This window comes from Solidesulfovibrio carbinoliphilus subsp. oakridgensis, assembly GCF_000177215.2.
GTDB classification, from domain to species: domain Bacteria; phylum Desulfobacterota; class Desulfovibrionia; order Desulfovibrionales; family Desulfovibrionaceae; genus Solidesulfovibrio; species Solidesulfovibrio carbinoliphilus.
In genome coordinates this window covers 452558-469031 of the sequence record NZ_CM001368.1, presented here as the reverse complement: position 1 = coordinate 469031, position 16474 = coordinate 452558, and the positions used below count along the sequence as shown (strand labels likewise).

The window sequence follows — 16474 nt, the reverse complement described above, 5'->3', positions numbered from 1 at the left end:
AAGCGGCCTTTGCCGGGCGGGCCGGAGACAAAAAAGTGCCCCGCGCGGGGCCCGGTCCCGGACACGCGGTTGCCGCGCGCCAGGGGCCGGCCCGTTGCGGGGCGGCGTTTCGGTGGGTCGCTTCCGGACAGCCGGCGGCCGGCGTGCCCGGAGGGGCGGCTAGGCTTCGTCCTTGCTCGAGATGTCCTGGGCCCCGGTGGACTCCATGATCTTTTTGGCCTTGTCCCGCCAGTCGCTGTTGTCGGCATGGACGGACAGGAGGATCTTGCCTTCCCGCACCCGTTCCTCATACCGTTTGGCCTCGTATTCCGGCACGCCGAGGCCGACCAGGGCCCCGGCCACGCCACCAAGGGCGCCGCCGGCGCCGGCGCCGGCGAGCAGGGCCATGATGGGGCCGGCCGCGATCAGCGGACCGACGCCGGGGATGGCAAGCATGCCGATGCCGGCCAGCCACCCCAGGGCCCCGCCGATGACCAGGCCCGCGCCCGCGCCGGTGGCTGCGCCTTCCGGAGACTTGGTGCCTTTTTCATGGCCGACCGATTGGCCGCCGTCGAGCTCGCCCGGGAAGACCACCGAGATGTCGGAATTGCGGTAGCCGGCGGCGCGCAGGGCATCCACGGCCTCCTCGGCCTGAAGGCGGCTGGCATACAATCCGTAAACCGCGATTTTATCGTCCTCGTGCATGGTACAACTCCTTTTCGTTGCGGCTATTTCTTGGGTGCGATCGTAAGCGAGTTGGTCACGTTCTCGGCGCCGGCCACGGCAGCGGCCTTTTCGCCGATATTGGTCCGCTCCTCGGCGGTCCGCACCGGGCCCTTGAGGAAGACCTTGCCGTTTTTGGTGATGATCTTGACATTATGCGCGTAGGTGGACAGGGATTTGTCGTCCGTCACCGCCTCGCGGATCTGACGCGTGATCTCCGTATCCGCCTTCTGGTTGCCTTGCTTGTCCGCATTCATCTGTCCGGGATGCGAACTCATCTGGTTTTGCCTGCTGTTGTCCGCGTCACTCGGCGGAACGGTTTTCATGGTCGCCGGCGGCGCGGCTTGGGCCACCCGCAGGTTTGCATCATCCGGCCCGACCACAATGGTCTTGGCGGCCATCGCGCCGGGACTCCAGAGCAACGCCGCGACAGAGAGCGCGGAAACTCCCCATGTTGCTGTCTTTTTCATGATAAACCCTCCTTTAGGGAAGTGGGAACGCCGATTGCGGGAATGACCCGATTAATGGAACAGGAGATAGAGAATGATCAGCAACCCGGCCGGAACTCCGAGCAACCAAGCGAGAAAGTACTTTCCCATAACCACATTCTCCCGTTGAGGTTGCATCTGCTGTTTTTTAAATTATTATTCGAAAGTTTATCCGATACAAGATTGCCACAGTTTTCAGGAAAAACAAAATTTCCGATCGCTTTGCAATCATCAGCCATAGAGAAGGCTTCACCTGTCCTGCGTCCTTCTAGAGAAGAATAAACCACCCCCCGCCTCAACTGAGTCGTATTGCTACCATTCCTTCTGCTTCGCCCTTGCATATGGCAGGACTTGTATCGATGGATACCATGCCATGAACTTTTTTGGCTACTCTTTTTTCCGGGACCATGAAAAAAACACCCCACGGAAGACATTTCCGCAAGGCAACCGGTTTTTGCCCCCGGCCTTTCCTCAGAGAAAAACCGACTCCCGCGTGGAGCAGGCGCTGCCAGGCCTGAAACGGGAGCCGGATCGACCAAGGCCGGACCGCGGCCCGCGGTCCCGGCACCGGGACCCAACCCGTTCGAATCGGAAGCCGGCAGGCCCGTCTAGCCAAGGCGGCCCCTGTGGCGTAGCATCGGGACCACTCCAAAGCTTTCCGCCCGCCGGCACGCCTCCAGCCACGCCGGCCCACGGCCCGGGAAAAAGGACGGCCCGAACCATGCCCCAGCCGCACGAGGTCCATATTCCTTATAACCAAGCCATCATCCGCCATGATTTTCGCCCGGGCACACCGGACCGCGACCGGGCGGAAACGCCCGGCTTCTGGCTCATCCTTCGCGAAGGAGGATTGGTGATGCGGCAAAACGGCCACGGCCCGGTCCTGCCCCGCGGCCCGGTCCCGGTGCCCGGGCCCTTTGCCGTGCCCCCGGTCTACGTGGGGGAGTGGCAGGGAAGCCCGCTTCGCGCCGCAAGGCTCATTCCCGAGGCCTCCATCCCCGCCCCCCTGGCCCTGATCCCGGCCGGCTACCGGTCCCCGATCCTGGACGACCGGATGCTGACCCTGGCCGGACTGGCCCGACAGGTCCTCCACTGGCGAGACCGCAGCCGCATCTGTCCGGCCTGCGGCGGCCTGCCCCGCGAGATCCCCGGCAACTGGGGCATGCGCTGCCCGGCCTGCAACCGGGAGTACTATCCGCGCCTGCATCCGGCCGTCATCGTGCTCATCACCCGGGGCGAGGAGTTCCTGCTCGTGCGAAAGCCCGAGTGGCCGGCCGGCCAGTTCGGCTTGGTGGCCGGATACCTCGAATTCGCCGAATCCCTGGAAGAATGCGTGGCCCGGGAGGTCAAGGAAGAGACCAACCTCGCCCTCACGGATATCCGGTATCTCGAAAGCCAGAACTGGCCCTTCCCGAGCCAGATCATGGCCGGATTCACGGCCCGCTACGCCGGGGGCGACCTCGTCCTCGACCGGACCGAACTCGAGGACGCGGCCTGGTTTTCCGCCGACCGGCTGCCGCCGTTGCTGCCCCCCCGATCGAGCATCGCCCGGCGCCTCCTCGACCGCTACGCTCCGGGTTGCGAAACCTGGCGCGGCCGGCCCTAAAAAGCCGCCCCGCAAAACAAAAATCCGTTGACAGCCCTGGCCGGCCCGAATATAGGATCAATCATGTCCGATTAATCCAAATTGAGGCCCCCATGCGTCTGACCAGAGCCGGCGAATATGCCATCCGGTGCGTCCTGCACCTTTCCATGCACCGGGACCGCCCGGTCATCACCCGCAAGGAAATCGCCGAGGCCATGGACATCCCGGCCCAGTTCCTGGGCAAGGTGGCCCAGCACCTTGCCCGGGCCGGCATCATCGCCATCCGCCAGGGAGCCCAGGGCGGCTACGAGCTGGTGCGGCGGCCCGAGGACATCACCCTTCTGTCCCTGGTCGAAGCCATCGACGGCGAAATCTTCTTGAACGACTGCATCAGCCGGCCGGAGAGTTGCGACAGGCGCAAACTCTGCTCGGTGCACCGCGTCTGGGACAAGGCCAGAAGCCAGCTGCGCGAGACCCTTGGATCCACGACCCTGGCCGCACTGGCCGAAACCGAAAGCAAGGCCTGCGCCAAACGGCCCGACGGGCCGTGACGATAGACGTTTTCGCACCTTTCAAACGTGGTTGAGGGGTGCGTTTTTCCTGGCCGGGTGGTAGAAACGCGACAACGACTTTCAAAGGACCACACCCCGGCCGGCACATCCGGCCCGGGGCCGTACGCCAGGAAACACGCACGAGGGGTTCACGGACAACACGGAGGAAAAGGAGACAGACCATGGACGTATTGATGCTTTCCCGGTTGCAGTTCGCCTTTGCGACGTTCATCCACTTCATCTTTGTCCCGCTCACGCTCGGGCTCTCCATCATCGTGGCGGTGATGGAAACGCTCTACGTGCGAAGCGGCGACGCGACCTACAAACGGATGGCCAAGTTCTGGGGCAAACTTTTTCTGATCAACTTCGCCCTGGGCGTCGTGACCGGCATCACCCTGGAGTTCCAGTTCGGCACCAACTGGTCGCGCTATTCGGCCTTTGTCGGAGACATCTTCGGCTCGCTTCTGGCCATCGAGGCCACGGCCGCCTTTTTCCTGGAATCCACCATGGTCGGCGTCTGGGTCTTCGGCTGGGAAAAGCTCTCGCCCAAGCTCCACGCCACGGCCATCTGGCTGGTGGCCTTCGCCGCCAACCTCTCGGCCCTGTGGATCATCCTGGCCAACGGCTTCATGCAGCACCCGGTCGGTTACGTGATCCAGAACGGCCGGGCGGAACTGAGCAGCTTCATCGAGGTCGTGACCAACGGCTACGGCTGGAACGCCTTCATGCACACCGTGACCGGCGCCTGGGCCCTGGCCGGCTTTTTCGTGGTCGGCATCTCGGCCTGGCACCTGCTGCGCAAGCACCACGTCGACTTTTTCACCAAGTCCTTCCGCGTCGGCGCGTCCTTCGCCCTGGTCTTCTCCCTGCTCGTGGCCGTGGTCGGGCACCGGCAAGGCAACATCGTGGCCGAGGTCCAGCCGACCAAGCTCGCGGCCATGGAGTCCCACTGGGACACCGAAAAGGGCGCGCCCATGTACCTGCTGGCCATCCCCGATCCGGCGAACGAGCGCAACAGCGTCCAGTTCGGCCGCATCCCGGCCATTTTGAGCCTCATGGCCTTCAACGACCCCTCGGCCGTGGTGCAGGGGCTCAAGGATTTCCCCAAGGAAGACCGCCCGCCCGTCACCCTGACCTTCGCCTCCTTCCGGCTCATGGTCGGCCTTGGCACGCTGATGATCCTCATGGGCGTCCTGGCCTTCATCGCCCGCCACCAGCCGGTGGAAAGCACGCCAAAGCTCCTTCGGGCCTTCGTCTGGACCATCCCGCTTCCCTACCTGGCCCTGCAGGCCGGCTGGGCCGTGGCCGAAGTCGGACGCCAGCCATGGATCGTCTACGGCATCATGCGGACCAGGGACGCGGTCTCGCCCTTGGCCACTTCCCAGGTGGCCGTCAGCCTGGCCGCCTTCTTCGTGGTCTACATCCTGCTCGCCGCCCTCGACATCTACCTGCTGGCCAAATACGCCCGCCAGGAACCGGCCTAGGCCCGACGCCACGCGGCGCAAACTTTCACACGCAAGTCCGAACCCGGCCCGGCCGGTCCGTTACGAAGGAGAATGGCCATGGATCTCGGTACCATCTGGTTTATCCTCTGGGGAGTGCTCTGGGCGATCTATTTCATGCTCGACGGCTATGACCTCGGTCTTGGCACGCTACGGCCCTTTTTCGCCAAAAACGATGTGGAGACCCGCATCATCTACAACACAATGGGCCCCTTCTGGGACGGCAACGAGGTCTGGCTCATCACGGCCGGCGGCGTGACCTTCGCCGCCTTTCCCAAGACCTATGCCGTCATGTTCTCGAGCCTCTACACGCCGCTCATGCTGCTCCTGTTCGGCCTGATCCTGCGGGGCGTGACCCTGGAATTTCGGGCCAAGAACCTGAGCCTGCGCTGGAACAAGTTCTGGGACGCCATGAACTTCGTCGGCAGCTTCCTGCCGGCCCTCCTGCTCGGCGTGGCCTTTGCCAACATCTTCAAAGGCATTCCCATCGACCAGGACGGCATCCTGCAAGGCAACCTGCTGACCCTGCTCAATCCCTACGGCCTGGCCGGGGGCGTGCTCTTCGTGCTGCTCTTTGCCCACCACGGGGCCCTGTGGCTGGCCTTCAAGTCCGAGGGCGACATCCACGCCAGGGCCATGGCCCTGGCCGGCAAGCTTTGGCCCATCGTGGCCGCGGTCATCGTGCTCTTTCTGGCCATGTCCTACGGCATGACCCACCTCTTCACGAACTACCTCGTCAGTCCGGTCCTGTTCGGCCTGCTGCTGATCCCCGTGGCCGGACTGGTCCTGACCTTCCTCTACCGTCGCCAGGGGCGGGCCCTGGCCGCCTGGATCGGCTCGGCCGTGCTCATCTTCGGCACCGCCCTTTTCGGGGTGGTCGGCATCTTCCCGGCCCTGCTCCCGTCGAGCCTGAACCCGGCCTGGTCCATGACCATCGAAAACTCCGCCTCCACGCCGCTGACGCTTTCCATCATGCTCGGCGTGGCCCTGGTCTTCGTGCCCATCGTCATCATCTACCAGGTCTGGACCATCCACCTCTTCCGCCATCCCGTGACGGAGAAGGACCTGGAGTACGACGAAGCCTATTAGCCTTCCCCCTGTCCCCCGACAAAGCCGCCGGCCGGGTCTCCCCGCCGGCGGCTTTGTTTTGGCCGCCGGGGCGGTTATTTGATATTGACAACAATTATCAACGTCGTTAAACCGAATCCAGTCCCTGCCCATATGACAAAACGGTTACAGAGTTCGATGCTGGTTTGAACCCTCTTCTCCACGCGATGACGACACAAGGAGGACACATGAACGACTACATGAAAAACGGACTGTTTCTGGCCGCCGGCGTGGCCATCGGCGCGCTTGGCGCGGTGGCCCTCGGCAAGGGCAAGTTCTCCATCCGCCCGGCCATGACCGATCTCCTCGCCCACGGCCTGGAACTCAAGGAAAAGACTGCGGCCGTTCTCGAACGGGCCAAGGAAAACATGGAAGACCTGATGGCCGAGGCCAAACACGCCAAGGAATCCCGGGAAACCCCCAAAACCCCAAAAACCGATGGCGCGCCCGAATCCGTGGCCCCCCAAGGGGAAACCGCCTAAGCCGGGCCTCGGCTGGAGCCGTATCGCATGACGCACTGCGAAATCGTCCACGACATCGCGGGCCGCATCCGCCTGCGCTTTGCTTCGGCCGCGGACTACGCGGCCAAGGCTGCGGCGCTCGCCTCGGCCGTGTCCGCCCTGCCCGGTGTGGGCGAGGTCACGACCTCGCCCCGCACCCGGGGGATGCTCATCCGCTACGACGGAGAGCCTGTCCGGCTGGCCATCCTGGCCATCACCCAAAACGGCGTGTCCCCGTTCGCCGGCCGGCCCAAACCCCGGCTCGCCGACATCGTCGCGGGGAGGACCGTCCTGGCCGAAGCCGGCCGCGCCGCCAAGGCCCTCAAAATCGCGGCCGATCCCAGGGCCCGGGCCGCAGCCAAGCTGTCGACGCACCTGCCGGCCACGGCCCCGGACGACCCGCCGGCCACCACGCCGGGAGCCGCCTTCCTGCGCGAGGCCGGCCTTTTCGTCCTGCGCCGGTTCCTGCCGGCGCCGCTTAGGCCGCTCTTTCTCCTGCGCCGGGTCCTGCCGTACCTGCGGCGCGGGGCCTCGGCCCTTCTGCGCGGCAAGGTCAACGTGGAGGTCCTCGACGCCATGGCCATCGGCGTGTCCATCGCCCGCCGCGACTTTCGGGCCGCAGCCGGCATCGCCATCCTGCTCGGCCTCGGCGAGATGCTCGAAAGCTACACCCGCAAGCGGTCGCGCGAGTCCCTGGCCGAGACCCTGTCCGCCTCCTTCGACGCGGTCTGGGTCCGGCGGGGCGGCGAGGCCGTACGCATCCCGGCCGCAGAAGTCGTGCCGGGCGATCTGGCCATCGTGGACATGGGCACCGCCATTCCGGTCGACGGCGTGGTGGCCGAGGGCGAGGCCCTCGTCAACCAGGCCTCCATGACCGGCGAGCCCCTGCCCGCCCACAAGCGGGTCGGGCACACGGTCTTCGCCGGCACGGTGGTCGAGGAAGGCGGGCTTGTGATCCGGGTGGAGCGGGCCGGCGGCGAGACCCGCATCCAGAAGATGGTGGCCGTGATCGAGGAATCGGAAAACTACAAGGCCAAGGCGCAGGACCTGGCCGAGCGGTTCGCCGACGCCCTCGTGCCCTGGACGCTGCTCGGTTCGCTCGGCGTCTTTCTCCTCACCCGCAACCCGAGGCTGGCCTCGGCCGTGCTGCTGGTCGATTTTTCCTGCGCCATCAAGCTCTCCGCGCCGCTGGCGGTCCTTGCCGCCATGCGCGAGGCCGCGGCCGGCGGCGTACTGGTCAAGGGCGGCAAGTTCCTGGAAGGCGTGGCCTCGGCCGACACCTTCGTCTTCGACAAGACCGGCACCCTGACCAGGGCCCGGCCCAAGGTCGCGGCCGTGCTGCCCCTTAACGGCCACTCCCGTTACGACGTGCTCAAGCTCGCCGCCTGCCTGGAGGAGCACTTCCCCCACCCCGTGGCCCGGGCGGTCGTCCGGCTGGCCGAGGAGGAAGGGGTCGTCCACCGGGAGTTCCACGCCGAGGTGGACTACATCCTGGCCCACGGCCTGTCCTCCATGGTCGGCGCCGAGCGGGTGCGCCTGGGGAGCCGCCACTTCATCAACGAGGACGAGGGCATCGACGTGGCCGAGGCCGACGCCGTGCTCGCGGCCAAGGGCCTCTCCGGCCTCTCCGCCCTCTATCTGGCCATCGACGACGCCGTGGCCGGGGTGCTCGCCATCGAGGACCCCCTCGTGCCCGAGGCGCCGCGCGTTCTTGGCGAACTCGCCGCCCGGGGCGTCACCCGGATGGTCATGCTGACCGGCGACGCCCCGGAGCCGGCCGCCATCGCGGCCAGACGCCTTGGCATCACCGAGTTCCACGCCCAGGTCCTGCCCGAGGACAAGACCCGGATCGTGCGCGAGCTGCGCGCCGCCGGCCACGTGGTGGCCATGGTCGGCGACGGCATAAACGACTCCCCGGCCCTGTCCGCAGCCAATGTCGGCATCGCCCCGCGCCACGGCGCGGACATCGCCAAGGCCGCCGCCGACATCCTCCTCGCCGAGGGCCGGCTCGAAAGCGTGGTTGGCCTTCGCGACATCGCCTCCGGGCTCATGGACCGGCTGCGCGCCAATTTCCGCACCATCTGCCTGGTCAATTCCGCCATCCTCGGCCTTGGCCTCATGGGCCGGTTCACCCCGGGCGTCTCGGCCCTGGCCCACAACCTGGCGACCGTGGGCGTGGCCCTTTCCAGCCTGCGGCCCTATCTGCCCAAACCCCTTCCCAGCGGAGACAATCCCCATGATAGCCAGCTGCATTGAAGGCCGCCTCCGGCTGCGCCACCCGGCCCTGACCGACGCCACCCTCCTTCGGGAGGTGGCCGAGCAAGTGGCCGCCCTGCCCGGCATCACCGGCGTCGAGGCCAATCCCCGCACCGGCAGCCTGCTTGTGACCCATGACGAGTCCATCGCCACGGCAGACCTCGTGGCCATGGCCGAGCAGTATGCCGCCAGCCACGCCGCAACCGGCGCGACTGTCCCGGCCAAGCCCGCCCGGGACGGAAAGATGGCCAACGTCGCCAAGATCAAGCGCCGCACCCAGAAGATCGGACTGGCCACCTGCATGGCCGGCGCCGTGGCCACGGGACTGGCCGACACCAAGGCCGCCCACCTGGTCTTCGGCCTGGGGCTGGCCGGCTTCGCCGCCTGGCATCTGACCATGTACCGCCGCCGGTTCCTGGCCTAGGACCCGCCGCCATTCGAGATGCCCATGCTCAAAAGCCCTCTCCTCGACGCCGCCGGACTGGTCGGGTCTCTGGCGGCCCGGCAGGCCGCGCCGGACCAGGACGCAGTCATGCTGCTCGTCCACGAACTGGCCACGTCGCTCGGCAAGGCCATCGACGCCAAGGACCCGCACACCCTGGCCCATTCCGAGGAAGTGGCCGAGGTGTCCCGGGTCCTGGCTGTCGGCATGGGCCTTGGCGACAAGCTGGCCCAGGCCGTCCACGTGGCCGGCCACCTGCACGACATCGGCAAGATCGGCGTGCCGGACGCGGTCCTCGGCAAGCCCGGCCGGCTCGCCCCGGACGAATGGGAACGCATGAAGACCCACCCCGCCATTGGCGCCGAAATCCTGGCCCCGCTCTCCTGCCTGGCCGAGATCGGCGTGGTCGGCATGGTCGGGGCCCACCACGAACGCTTCGACGGCCAGGGCTATCCCCATGGCCTTCGCGGCCAGAGCATCCCCCTCGGGGCCCGGGTCATCGCCGTGGCCGACAGCCTGTCGGCCATGCTCCAGGCCCGGCCCTACCGGCCGGCCATGACCTTCGAGGACGCGGACCGCGAAATCCGGCGCTGCGCCGGCACCCAGTTCGATCCGGCCGTGGTCGAAGCCTTTGTGGCCGTGCGCGAGGGGCTCGCCCGCCTGACCCGGGCCTTTCGCCGGGCCGACGACGCGGCCTAGCCGGTCCTTTTTCATGTCACGTCCCGCAAAGGATGGCTCCATGCAGACCGCAACCACCACCTCCCGGAGTCTCGGCCGCGACGTAGCGGCCACCGACCGCGCGGCCCGGGCCCCGGGCCGGCCGTCCCGGGCCGCCCTGCTCGGGGTCACGGCCCGCATGCGCCTGACCCTTTTCCTGCTGTTGGCCCTGCCGCCGGCCACGGCCCTGTACCTGGTCGAAAACGGCCATGTCGCCTCGCCGGGGCGGATGCTCGGCCTGTGGCTGGCCCTGTCCCTGGTGCTCCTGCTGCCGGTCTCGCGCCTGGTCGCCCGGTTCGTGGCCCTTGGCGACATCGCGGCCCTGAACGCCTTTTGCGGGGCCCTGCGCCGGGGCGACTACCACCGCCGCCTGCCCCTGCCGCCCCAGGGCGACGACGAGCACGAAATCCTGCGCTTGAAGCGCGATCTCAACTGGCTGGCCCACAGCGTGGAGACCCGCGAAACCTGGCTGCGCGCCCTCCTGGACGAAACCAAGGAGCGGGAGCGCCACTTCGAGGGCCTCTCCCGCACCGACGGCTTGACCGGCCTTGCCAACCGCCGCCACTTCGACGCCATGCTTCCGCCGCTCGCCGACGAGGCCGTGGCCCGCAACTTTCCCTTCTGGCTGCTCCTCATCGACTGCGATGCCTTCAAGGCCATAAACGACCGGTTCGGCCATCCGACCGGGGATACGGTCCTGGCCGCCATGGGCAGGACCCTTCGCGACTCCACCCGCGAGGGCCTGGACATGGCCTTTCGCCTGGGCGGGGACGAGTTCGCCGTGGTCCTCACCCGCCTGCCCCGGTCCGGGGCCCTGCGCGTGGCCGAGCGGATCCGGGAGCGGTTCGCCGCGGCAAACCCATACGGCGCCACGGCCAGCCTCGGCGTGGCCTGCCTGGACCCGCGCCGCGACCCGCCGCCCCGGCTCGAATCCCTGGCCGCCCGTTGCGACGCGGCCCTCTATCGGGCCAAGACCGCCGGCGGCGACCAGGCGGCCCTGGCCGGCCCCGAGGCTCCGGCGGAGTGAACCGCGCCCTGTTCTACAATTGATAATGACTGTCGTAATCTGCTTCAAATAGCCACGGCTCCCAAAGGATTCCCGATGTCACCGACGTTCACCTTCGCCCTGGCCGGCAACCCCAACTGCGGCAAGACCACGCTCTTTAACGCCCTGACCGGGGCCCGGCAGCACGTGGCCAACTATCCCGGCGTGACCGTGGAAAAACGCGAAGGCCGGTGTCACGCCGGCAATCGGGACCTGACCGTGGTGGACCTGCCGGGCATGTATTCCCTGACCGCCTATTCCGCCGACGAGCGGGCGGCCCGGGCCTTTCTGGTCGAGGAAAAGCCGAGCTGCGTCATCGACGTCCTGGACGCCGGCACCCTGGAACGGGGCCTCTATCTGGCCGTGCAGTTCCTGGAACTCGGCGTGCCCTTGGTCCTTGCCGTCAACATGATGGACGAGGCCCGGCGCAAGGGCATGGTCCTCCATTCGGGGCGCCTCTCGCGCCTCCTTGGCGTACCCGTGGTCGAGACCGTGGCCCGGCGGGGCGAGGGCAAGGACGAGCTTGTGCGCGAGGCCCTGGCCTTTGCCGAAAAACGCCGGGGAAGCTGGAAGCCGCTTCACCTCTCCTACGGGCCGGACGTGGACCGCACGCTCCTGGCCATGCAGGCCCGGATCGAAGCCGACCGCTTCCTGACCGACCGGTTTCCGGCCCGGTGGCTGGCCCTCAAATATATCGAGGGCGACGAGGAGGTCATGGGCCTTGGCCGGGCCTCGGGCCCGACCGCCGACGCGCTCGAGGCCCTGGCCGGACGCCTTGCCCGGCACATCCGGGAGACGACCGGAACCTACGCCGAGGCCGTCATCTCGGACTACCGCTACGGCTTTATCGCCACGCTCCTGCGCCGGGGGGTGCTGAGGAGAAACGGCAGCCCGGACCGCGTCGCTCTGTCCGACGCCGTGGACCGGGTGCTGACCCACGCCGTCCTTGGCCCGGCCATCATGCTGGCGGTGCTCTTCGGCATGTTCCAGCTGACCTTTCTGGCCAGCCGCTATCCCATGGACTGGCTGGAGGCCGGATTCGCCTTTTTCGGGGACCAGGCCGCCGCCGCCCTGCCGCCCGGGCTTTTCCGGTCGCTGCTCGTCTCCGGGGTCATCGCCGGAGTCGGCGGGGTCCTCGGCTTCGTGCCGCTCATCTGCATCATGTTCTTCCTGCTCTCGTGCCTGGAGGACCTCGGCTACATGGCCCGCATGGCCTACATGCTTGACCGACTCTTCCGGGCCTTCGGCCTGCACGGGGCCTCGGTCATGCCGTTTATCATCTCGGGCGGTATTCCGGGCGGCTGCGCCGTGCCCGGGGTCATGGCCGCCCGGACGCTGCGAAGCCCGCGCGAGCGGCTGGCCACCATCCTGTGCGCCCCGTTCATGGCCTGCGGGGCCAAGATCCCGGTCTTTTTCCTTCTCATCGCCGCCTTTTTCCCCGGGCATCCGGGCACGGTCATGTTCGCCATCACGCTGGCTTCCTGGGCCGCGGCCCTGTGTGTGGCCAGATTGTGGCGGTCGACGGTCATCCCGGGCGAGGCCACGCCCTTTCTCATGGAACTGCCGCCCTACCGCCTGCCGACCCTGCGGGGACTTGCCATCCACACCGGCGAGCGGGCTTGGCAGTACGCCAAGAAGGCCGGCACCACCATTCTCGCCATCTCCATCATCATGTGGGCGGCCATGACCTTTCCGGGCCTGCCGGCCGACCAGGCCGCCGGATTCGAAGCCGAGCGGGCCGCCCTGGCCCGGGAGGCGGCCGGGCTCGGCTCCGGTCCCGCAACCGAAGCCGCGGCCAAGGACCTGGAGGCCCGGGCTGACGCGCTTCGAAACCTTGAGGCCGAGGAGGCCCTGCGCCATTCCCTGGCCGGACGCCTGGGCGTGGCCCTGGAGGGCGTAAGCCGCCTGGCCGGCTTCGACTGGCGGATCAACATCGCCCTGATCGGGGGCCTGGCCGCCAAGGAAGTGGTGGTTTCGACCATGGCCACGGCCTACGCCCTGGGCGATGTCTCGCCCGAAGCGCCGGACGCCCTGTCCGAACAGCTCCGGGCCGACCCGGCCTTTTCCCCGGCCACCGCCCTGGCCCTCCTTGCCTTCACCATCCTCTACGCCCCCTGCTTCGTGACCGTCGCGGTCATGGCCCGGGAGGCTTCCTGGCTCTGGGCCGGCTTCGCGGTGGTCGCCAACACGGCGCTGGGCTTCGCGGTGGCCGTGGCCGTTTACCAGTTGGGGAAGAACCTCTAAATCGGAGGGAGGAGAGCCTTGAAGACATAAAAACCCACTCCCCGTGTCACCAAAGATCCATGCGCACGCGTTCACGTCTCAGGGAGTACTCACCATGCGTTTACGGATTCTCGCGCTCGCCCTGGCCCTGGTGGCCGTGACGGCGCCCCAGGCTCTGGCCGCCACCGAAGTGAAAATGGCCGGCGACGCCCGCATCTACGGGGTCTTTTTCGCCAACCGCAACTTCACCGGCTGGGACGAAACCGGCACCCGGACCGAGGACCGCACCACCATCTGGCAGCGCCTGCGGCTGCGCACCGACTTCGTGGCCAACGAAAACCTGAAGTTCCGCTTCGGCATGCGCATCGACGACGAGGCCTGGGGCCACGGCTACCTGACCGCCGCCAATCCCCAGGTGGCCATCGAGCCGTACCTGGCCTACCTCCAGTTCAAATGGCCCGGCACCGACATCGAGGTGACGGCCGGCTACCAGCCCTTCTCCGTGCCCCAGACCGAGGTCTTCTATGACAGCATCGTCCTGGCCGCCGACGACGGCGACCAGTCGAGCGCGGCCCTGCACGTGAAAATCCCGGTGGTCGAGGACGCCTTTGCCATCGAGGCGGCCTATGCCCGGCTCTTGGCCGCCAACCGGACCTACCAGCCGGACACGACCCAGATCGGGGACGCCTTCGACGTTTACCAACTGGCCCTGCCCGTGGCCGTGGAGGGGTTTTCGGCCACGCCCTGGGGCCTGGTCGGGGTCTACGGCAAGGGCGCCGATCCGGAAGGCCTCTTTGACGCCGGCCTGCGCTCGGGCGCAAGCTACCTGAACCCGAGCGGCTATGGCTGGAAGGACAACCAGAACGCCATGTGGTGGGCGGGCGTGGCCATAACCGTCTCGGCCCTCGATCCCTTCAAGTTCTACTTCGACGGCATCTACGGCGACGCGGCCTCTTCCGACCGCGAGCGAAACCGCCGCCGGGGTTACTTCCTCGACGCCGGCGTCACCTACACCGGCCTCGAATGGGCCCTGCCCGGCGTCTTCGGCTGGCTGGCCAGCGGCGAGGATGCGAGCCTCGCCAACGGCAGCGAGCGTCTGCCGGTCATCACCCCCAAATGGGCTCCGGGCACCTCGTTTCTCTTTGACGGCGACCAGGAGTTCGCCAACAACACCGTGGGGATCGATCCCACCGGCACCTGGGGTCTGGCCATCTCCCTTCGTGATATAAGCTTCATCGAGGCCCTCAAAAGCCGGCTCACCGTGGCCGCCATCGCCGGCACGAGCAGTCCGGCCGGCCTGCGCAAGGCCGTCGCCGCCAGCGGCGGGGTCGGCGAATACCTGGCCATGGGCAAGAACCTGGCCCAGGGCGAATGGGTGATCGGCGTCAACTTCGACCACAGCTACGCCATCACCCAAGAACTGTCCCTGACCATGCAGACCGGCTACGCCTCGCCTCAGGGGCTCAAGACCAGCATCTGGGGGCACCGCCTGACCAACCAGGCCAGCGACGCCTGGATGGGCTCCATCGGCTTCCTCTACACTTTCTGACCCGAATCGGCGCGCCGCGCCCGGACGACCCCAAGCCGCCGCGGCCGGGTCGTCCGGGGCGGCGCGGCCGTATCGCCAGGGCCGGTCATCAGGATTGACATCCTGGCCGGACCGACGCAAAAGTCCGGTTCCTCTTTCCTCCTTCTTGACATCACGTAAACAGATGTTAACTTGCCGGCATGGCCGAACGCATGGAATCCCCCCTTCGCCGCGAGCAGATCGCCGAGGCCGCCCTCACCATCGTGGTGGAGCGGGGCATCGGCGCCGTGACCGTGCGCCGGGTGGCCGACGCGGTCGGCATCTCCGCCGCCGCCCTGTACCGGCACTACAAGAACAAAGGCGACATCCTGGCCGCGGTGCTCGAAGAACACCACGAGATCCACCTGGCCGACGTGCGCCGGGCCAAGGCCGAATGCCACACTCCCTTGGCCACCCTCGAGCACCTCTACAGGAGCATCATGCAACTCGTGGCGCGATACCGGGCCCTGCCGGTCGTCTTTCTCTCCGATGTGTTGTGGTTCGAGGAAAAACGCCTTCTCGACCTCAAGCTGGCGCACCACAAGTTCATGCGCGAAACCCTGATGGAGCTGTTCGTCCAGGGGCAGGAGCAAGGGGAAATCCGTACCGACATCCGGGCCGAGGAACTGTTCGTCCATTTCCTGGGCCTCATCGCCATGCCCGCCCTCATGTGCGCCCGCAATCCCGAGGAAGTCGACATACCCCGTCAGATCGCCGCCAGTTGGGAGCTTTTCATCCATGCCATCAAGGTTTGATTTTTTTTCCCCCCCAGGTGAACGCCCGTTTACACCCCGGCTGGCCCGGCTGGCCAGAGGCGCCGCCGGACTGGCCGCGTTGGCCCTGCTCGTGGCCGCGGCCGGCCTGCTGGCCCGGGAGGCCGCCCGGGCCGGGGAACTCGATGCCGTCTACGCCAGGCACGGGAACAACATGCCCGTCATCACCAACGACGGAGACCTGGCCGTGTACGAAGGCGATCCCGGGGAACCGGCCGTGGACTGCGCCGGCCTGGCCGGCCCGCGCACCATGGTCGCCCTGGTTTTCGGCCAGTCCAATGCCGCCAATACCGTGGACCGGGGCTACGATGCCACGCTTGCGGTCTACGCCTGGCACGACGGGCAATGCAAACGCGTCCACGATGCCCTGCCCGGAGCGTCAAGCGCCAACGGGAGCACCTGGAGCCGCCTTGGCGACCGAATCGTGACCTCGGGCCTCTACGACACGGTGCTGTTCGTGGATATCGCCCGGGGCGGCTCTTCCATCCTCAACTGGGGAGCCAAAGGCGGCCTGCGCGCGCTCCTGGTCGAGACCCTCGGCGCGCTGCGGGAAAACGGCCTGGCACCGACCCATGTCTTTTTCCATCAGGGCGAGGCGGACTGCTATCTCGGGCTTTCGGGCAAGGAATATGCGTCCGTGCTCCAGGATGTGCTCGGCGAAGTCCGGAGCCGGGTCGGGGAAGACTGCGACATCTTCGTGTCGCGGGCCTCGCTGTTCCTCGATCCGGTCTGCGGGGACCGGCAAAGCCCGGTCTGCTACAAGTCGTGTCCGGCCATCGTCGCGGCCCAGACAGCGGCGGCCGATCCCGGAACCCGGATCTTTTCCGGTCCCAACACCGATCTCCTCGTGCCGTGGTTCGACCGCAACGACGGCTACCACTTCACGGCCCGGGCGGCCGATCGTTTCGCCGCCGCCTGGATGCCGCTTCTCGTGCGCGGCGAAACGTCTGGTCCAACACTCCAATAGGTAAGCCCCAAGCCCCTTTCCGACCCCGTGCGTTCCCGGGGCCGGTTTT

General features: G+C 67.2%; 15 protein-coding genes. 13 read left to right on the top strand and 2 right to left on the bottom strand.

What is annotated here, in order from left to right:
- Positions 1 to 159: 159 nt before the first annotated feature.
- A complete protein-coding gene (locus DFW101_RS02010; protein ID WP_009179867.1) occupies positions 160 to 684 on the bottom strand; it encodes a quinol:electron acceptor oxidoreductase subunit ActD in 525 nt (174 codons plus the stop codon).
- 23 nt (positions 685 to 707) lie between these two features.
- Entirely contained in the window at positions 708 to 1172 is a 465-nt protein-coding gene (locus tag DFW101_RS02005) for a BON domain-containing protein (RefSeq protein WP_009179866.1), read from the bottom strand.
- A 739-nt stretch (positions 1173 to 1911) separates the two neighbouring features.
- On the opposite strand from DFW101_RS02005, the gene nudC reads away from it, so the two are divergent.
- From nudC to DFW101_RS01940, 13 genes are all read left to right on the top strand, one after another.
- On the top strand, positions 1912 to 2796 hold the full coding sequence (gene nudC, locus DFW101_RS02000; RefSeq protein ID WP_009179865.1) for an NAD(+) diphosphatase: 885 nt from the start codon (positions 1912 to 1914) through the stop codon (positions 2794 to 2796).
- 92 nt (positions 2797 to 2888) lie between these two features.
- Positions 2889 to 3326 carry an RrF2 family transcriptional regulator gene (locus DFW101_RS01995; RefSeq protein ID WP_009179864.1) on the top strand — a complete coding sequence of 146 codons (438 nt, stop codon included), beginning with the start codon at positions 2889 to 2891 and terminating at the stop codon, positions 3324 to 3326.
- 182 nt (positions 3327 to 3508) lie between these two features.
- The gene (locus DFW101_RS01990) at positions 3509 to 4810 is read left to right on the top strand and encodes a cytochrome ubiquinol oxidase subunit I (RefSeq protein ID WP_009179863.1); all 1302 of its coding nucleotides are present in this window, start codon (positions 3509 to 3511) and stop codon (positions 4808 to 4810) included.
- A 78-nt stretch (positions 4811 to 4888) separates the two neighbouring features.
- Complete coding sequence (gene cydB, locus DFW101_RS01985) at positions 4889 to 5917, top strand: cytochrome d ubiquinol oxidase subunit II (RefSeq protein WP_009179862.1); 1029 nt, start codon at positions 4889 to 4891, stop codon at positions 5915 to 5917.
- 206 nt (positions 5918 to 6123) lie between these two features.
- Positions 6124 to 6417, top strand: a complete 294-nt coding sequence (locus tag DFW101_RS01980) for a hypothetical protein (RefSeq protein ID WP_009179861.1) — start codon at positions 6124 to 6126, stop codon at positions 6415 to 6417.
- A gap of 27 nt (positions 6418 to 6444) precedes the next feature.
- The gene (locus tag DFW101_RS01975; protein WP_009179860.1) at positions 6445 to 8691 is read left to right on the top strand and encodes a heavy metal translocating P-type ATPase; all 2247 of its coding nucleotides are present in this window, start codon (positions 6445 to 6447) and stop codon (positions 8689 to 8691) included.
- On the top strand, positions 8672 to 9115 hold the full coding sequence (locus DFW101_RS01970) for an HMA2 domain-containing protein (RefSeq protein WP_009179859.1): 444 nt from the start codon (positions 8672 to 8674) through the stop codon (positions 9113 to 9115). Before DFW101_RS01975 ends, DFW101_RS01970 begins: the two co-directional genes overlap by 20 nt.
- A gap of 24 nt (positions 9116 to 9139) precedes the next feature.
- Complete coding sequence (locus tag DFW101_RS01965) at positions 9140 to 9832, top strand: HD-GYP domain-containing protein (protein WP_009179858.1); 693 nt, start codon at positions 9140 to 9142, stop codon at positions 9830 to 9832.
- Positions 9833 to 9872: 40 nt separating this feature from the next.
- Positions 9873 to 10877 (top strand): GGDEF domain-containing protein, encoded by a 1005-nt coding sequence (locus DFW101_RS01960; protein WP_009179857.1) that lies wholly within the window; start codon positions 9873 to 9875, stop codon positions 10875 to 10877.
- A 75-nt stretch (positions 10878 to 10952) separates the two neighbouring features.
- Complete coding sequence (gene feoB, locus DFW101_RS01955) at positions 10953 to 13139, top strand: ferrous iron transport protein B (RefSeq protein ID WP_009179856.1); 2187 nt, start codon at positions 10953 to 10955, stop codon at positions 13137 to 13139.
- 94 nt (positions 13140 to 13233) lie between these two features.
- Positions 13234 to 14667: an outer membrane homotrimeric porin gene (locus DFW101_RS01950; RefSeq protein ID WP_009179855.1), complete on the top strand. Its 1434-nt coding sequence runs from the start codon at positions 13234 to 13236 to the stop codon at positions 14665 to 14667.
- 179 nt (positions 14668 to 14846) lie between these two features.
- The gene (locus DFW101_RS01945; RefSeq protein WP_009179854.1) at positions 14847 to 15440 is read left to right on the top strand and encodes a TetR/AcrR family transcriptional regulator; all 594 of its coding nucleotides are present in this window, start codon (positions 14847 to 14849) and stop codon (positions 15438 to 15440) included.
- Complete coding sequence (locus DFW101_RS01940) at positions 15424 to 16425, top strand: sialate O-acetylesterase (protein ID WP_009179853.1); 1002 nt, start codon at positions 15424 to 15426, stop codon at positions 16423 to 16425. Before DFW101_RS01945 ends, DFW101_RS01940 begins: the two co-directional genes overlap by 17 nt.
- The last annotated feature ends 49 nt before the right edge of the window (positions 16426 to 16474 follow it).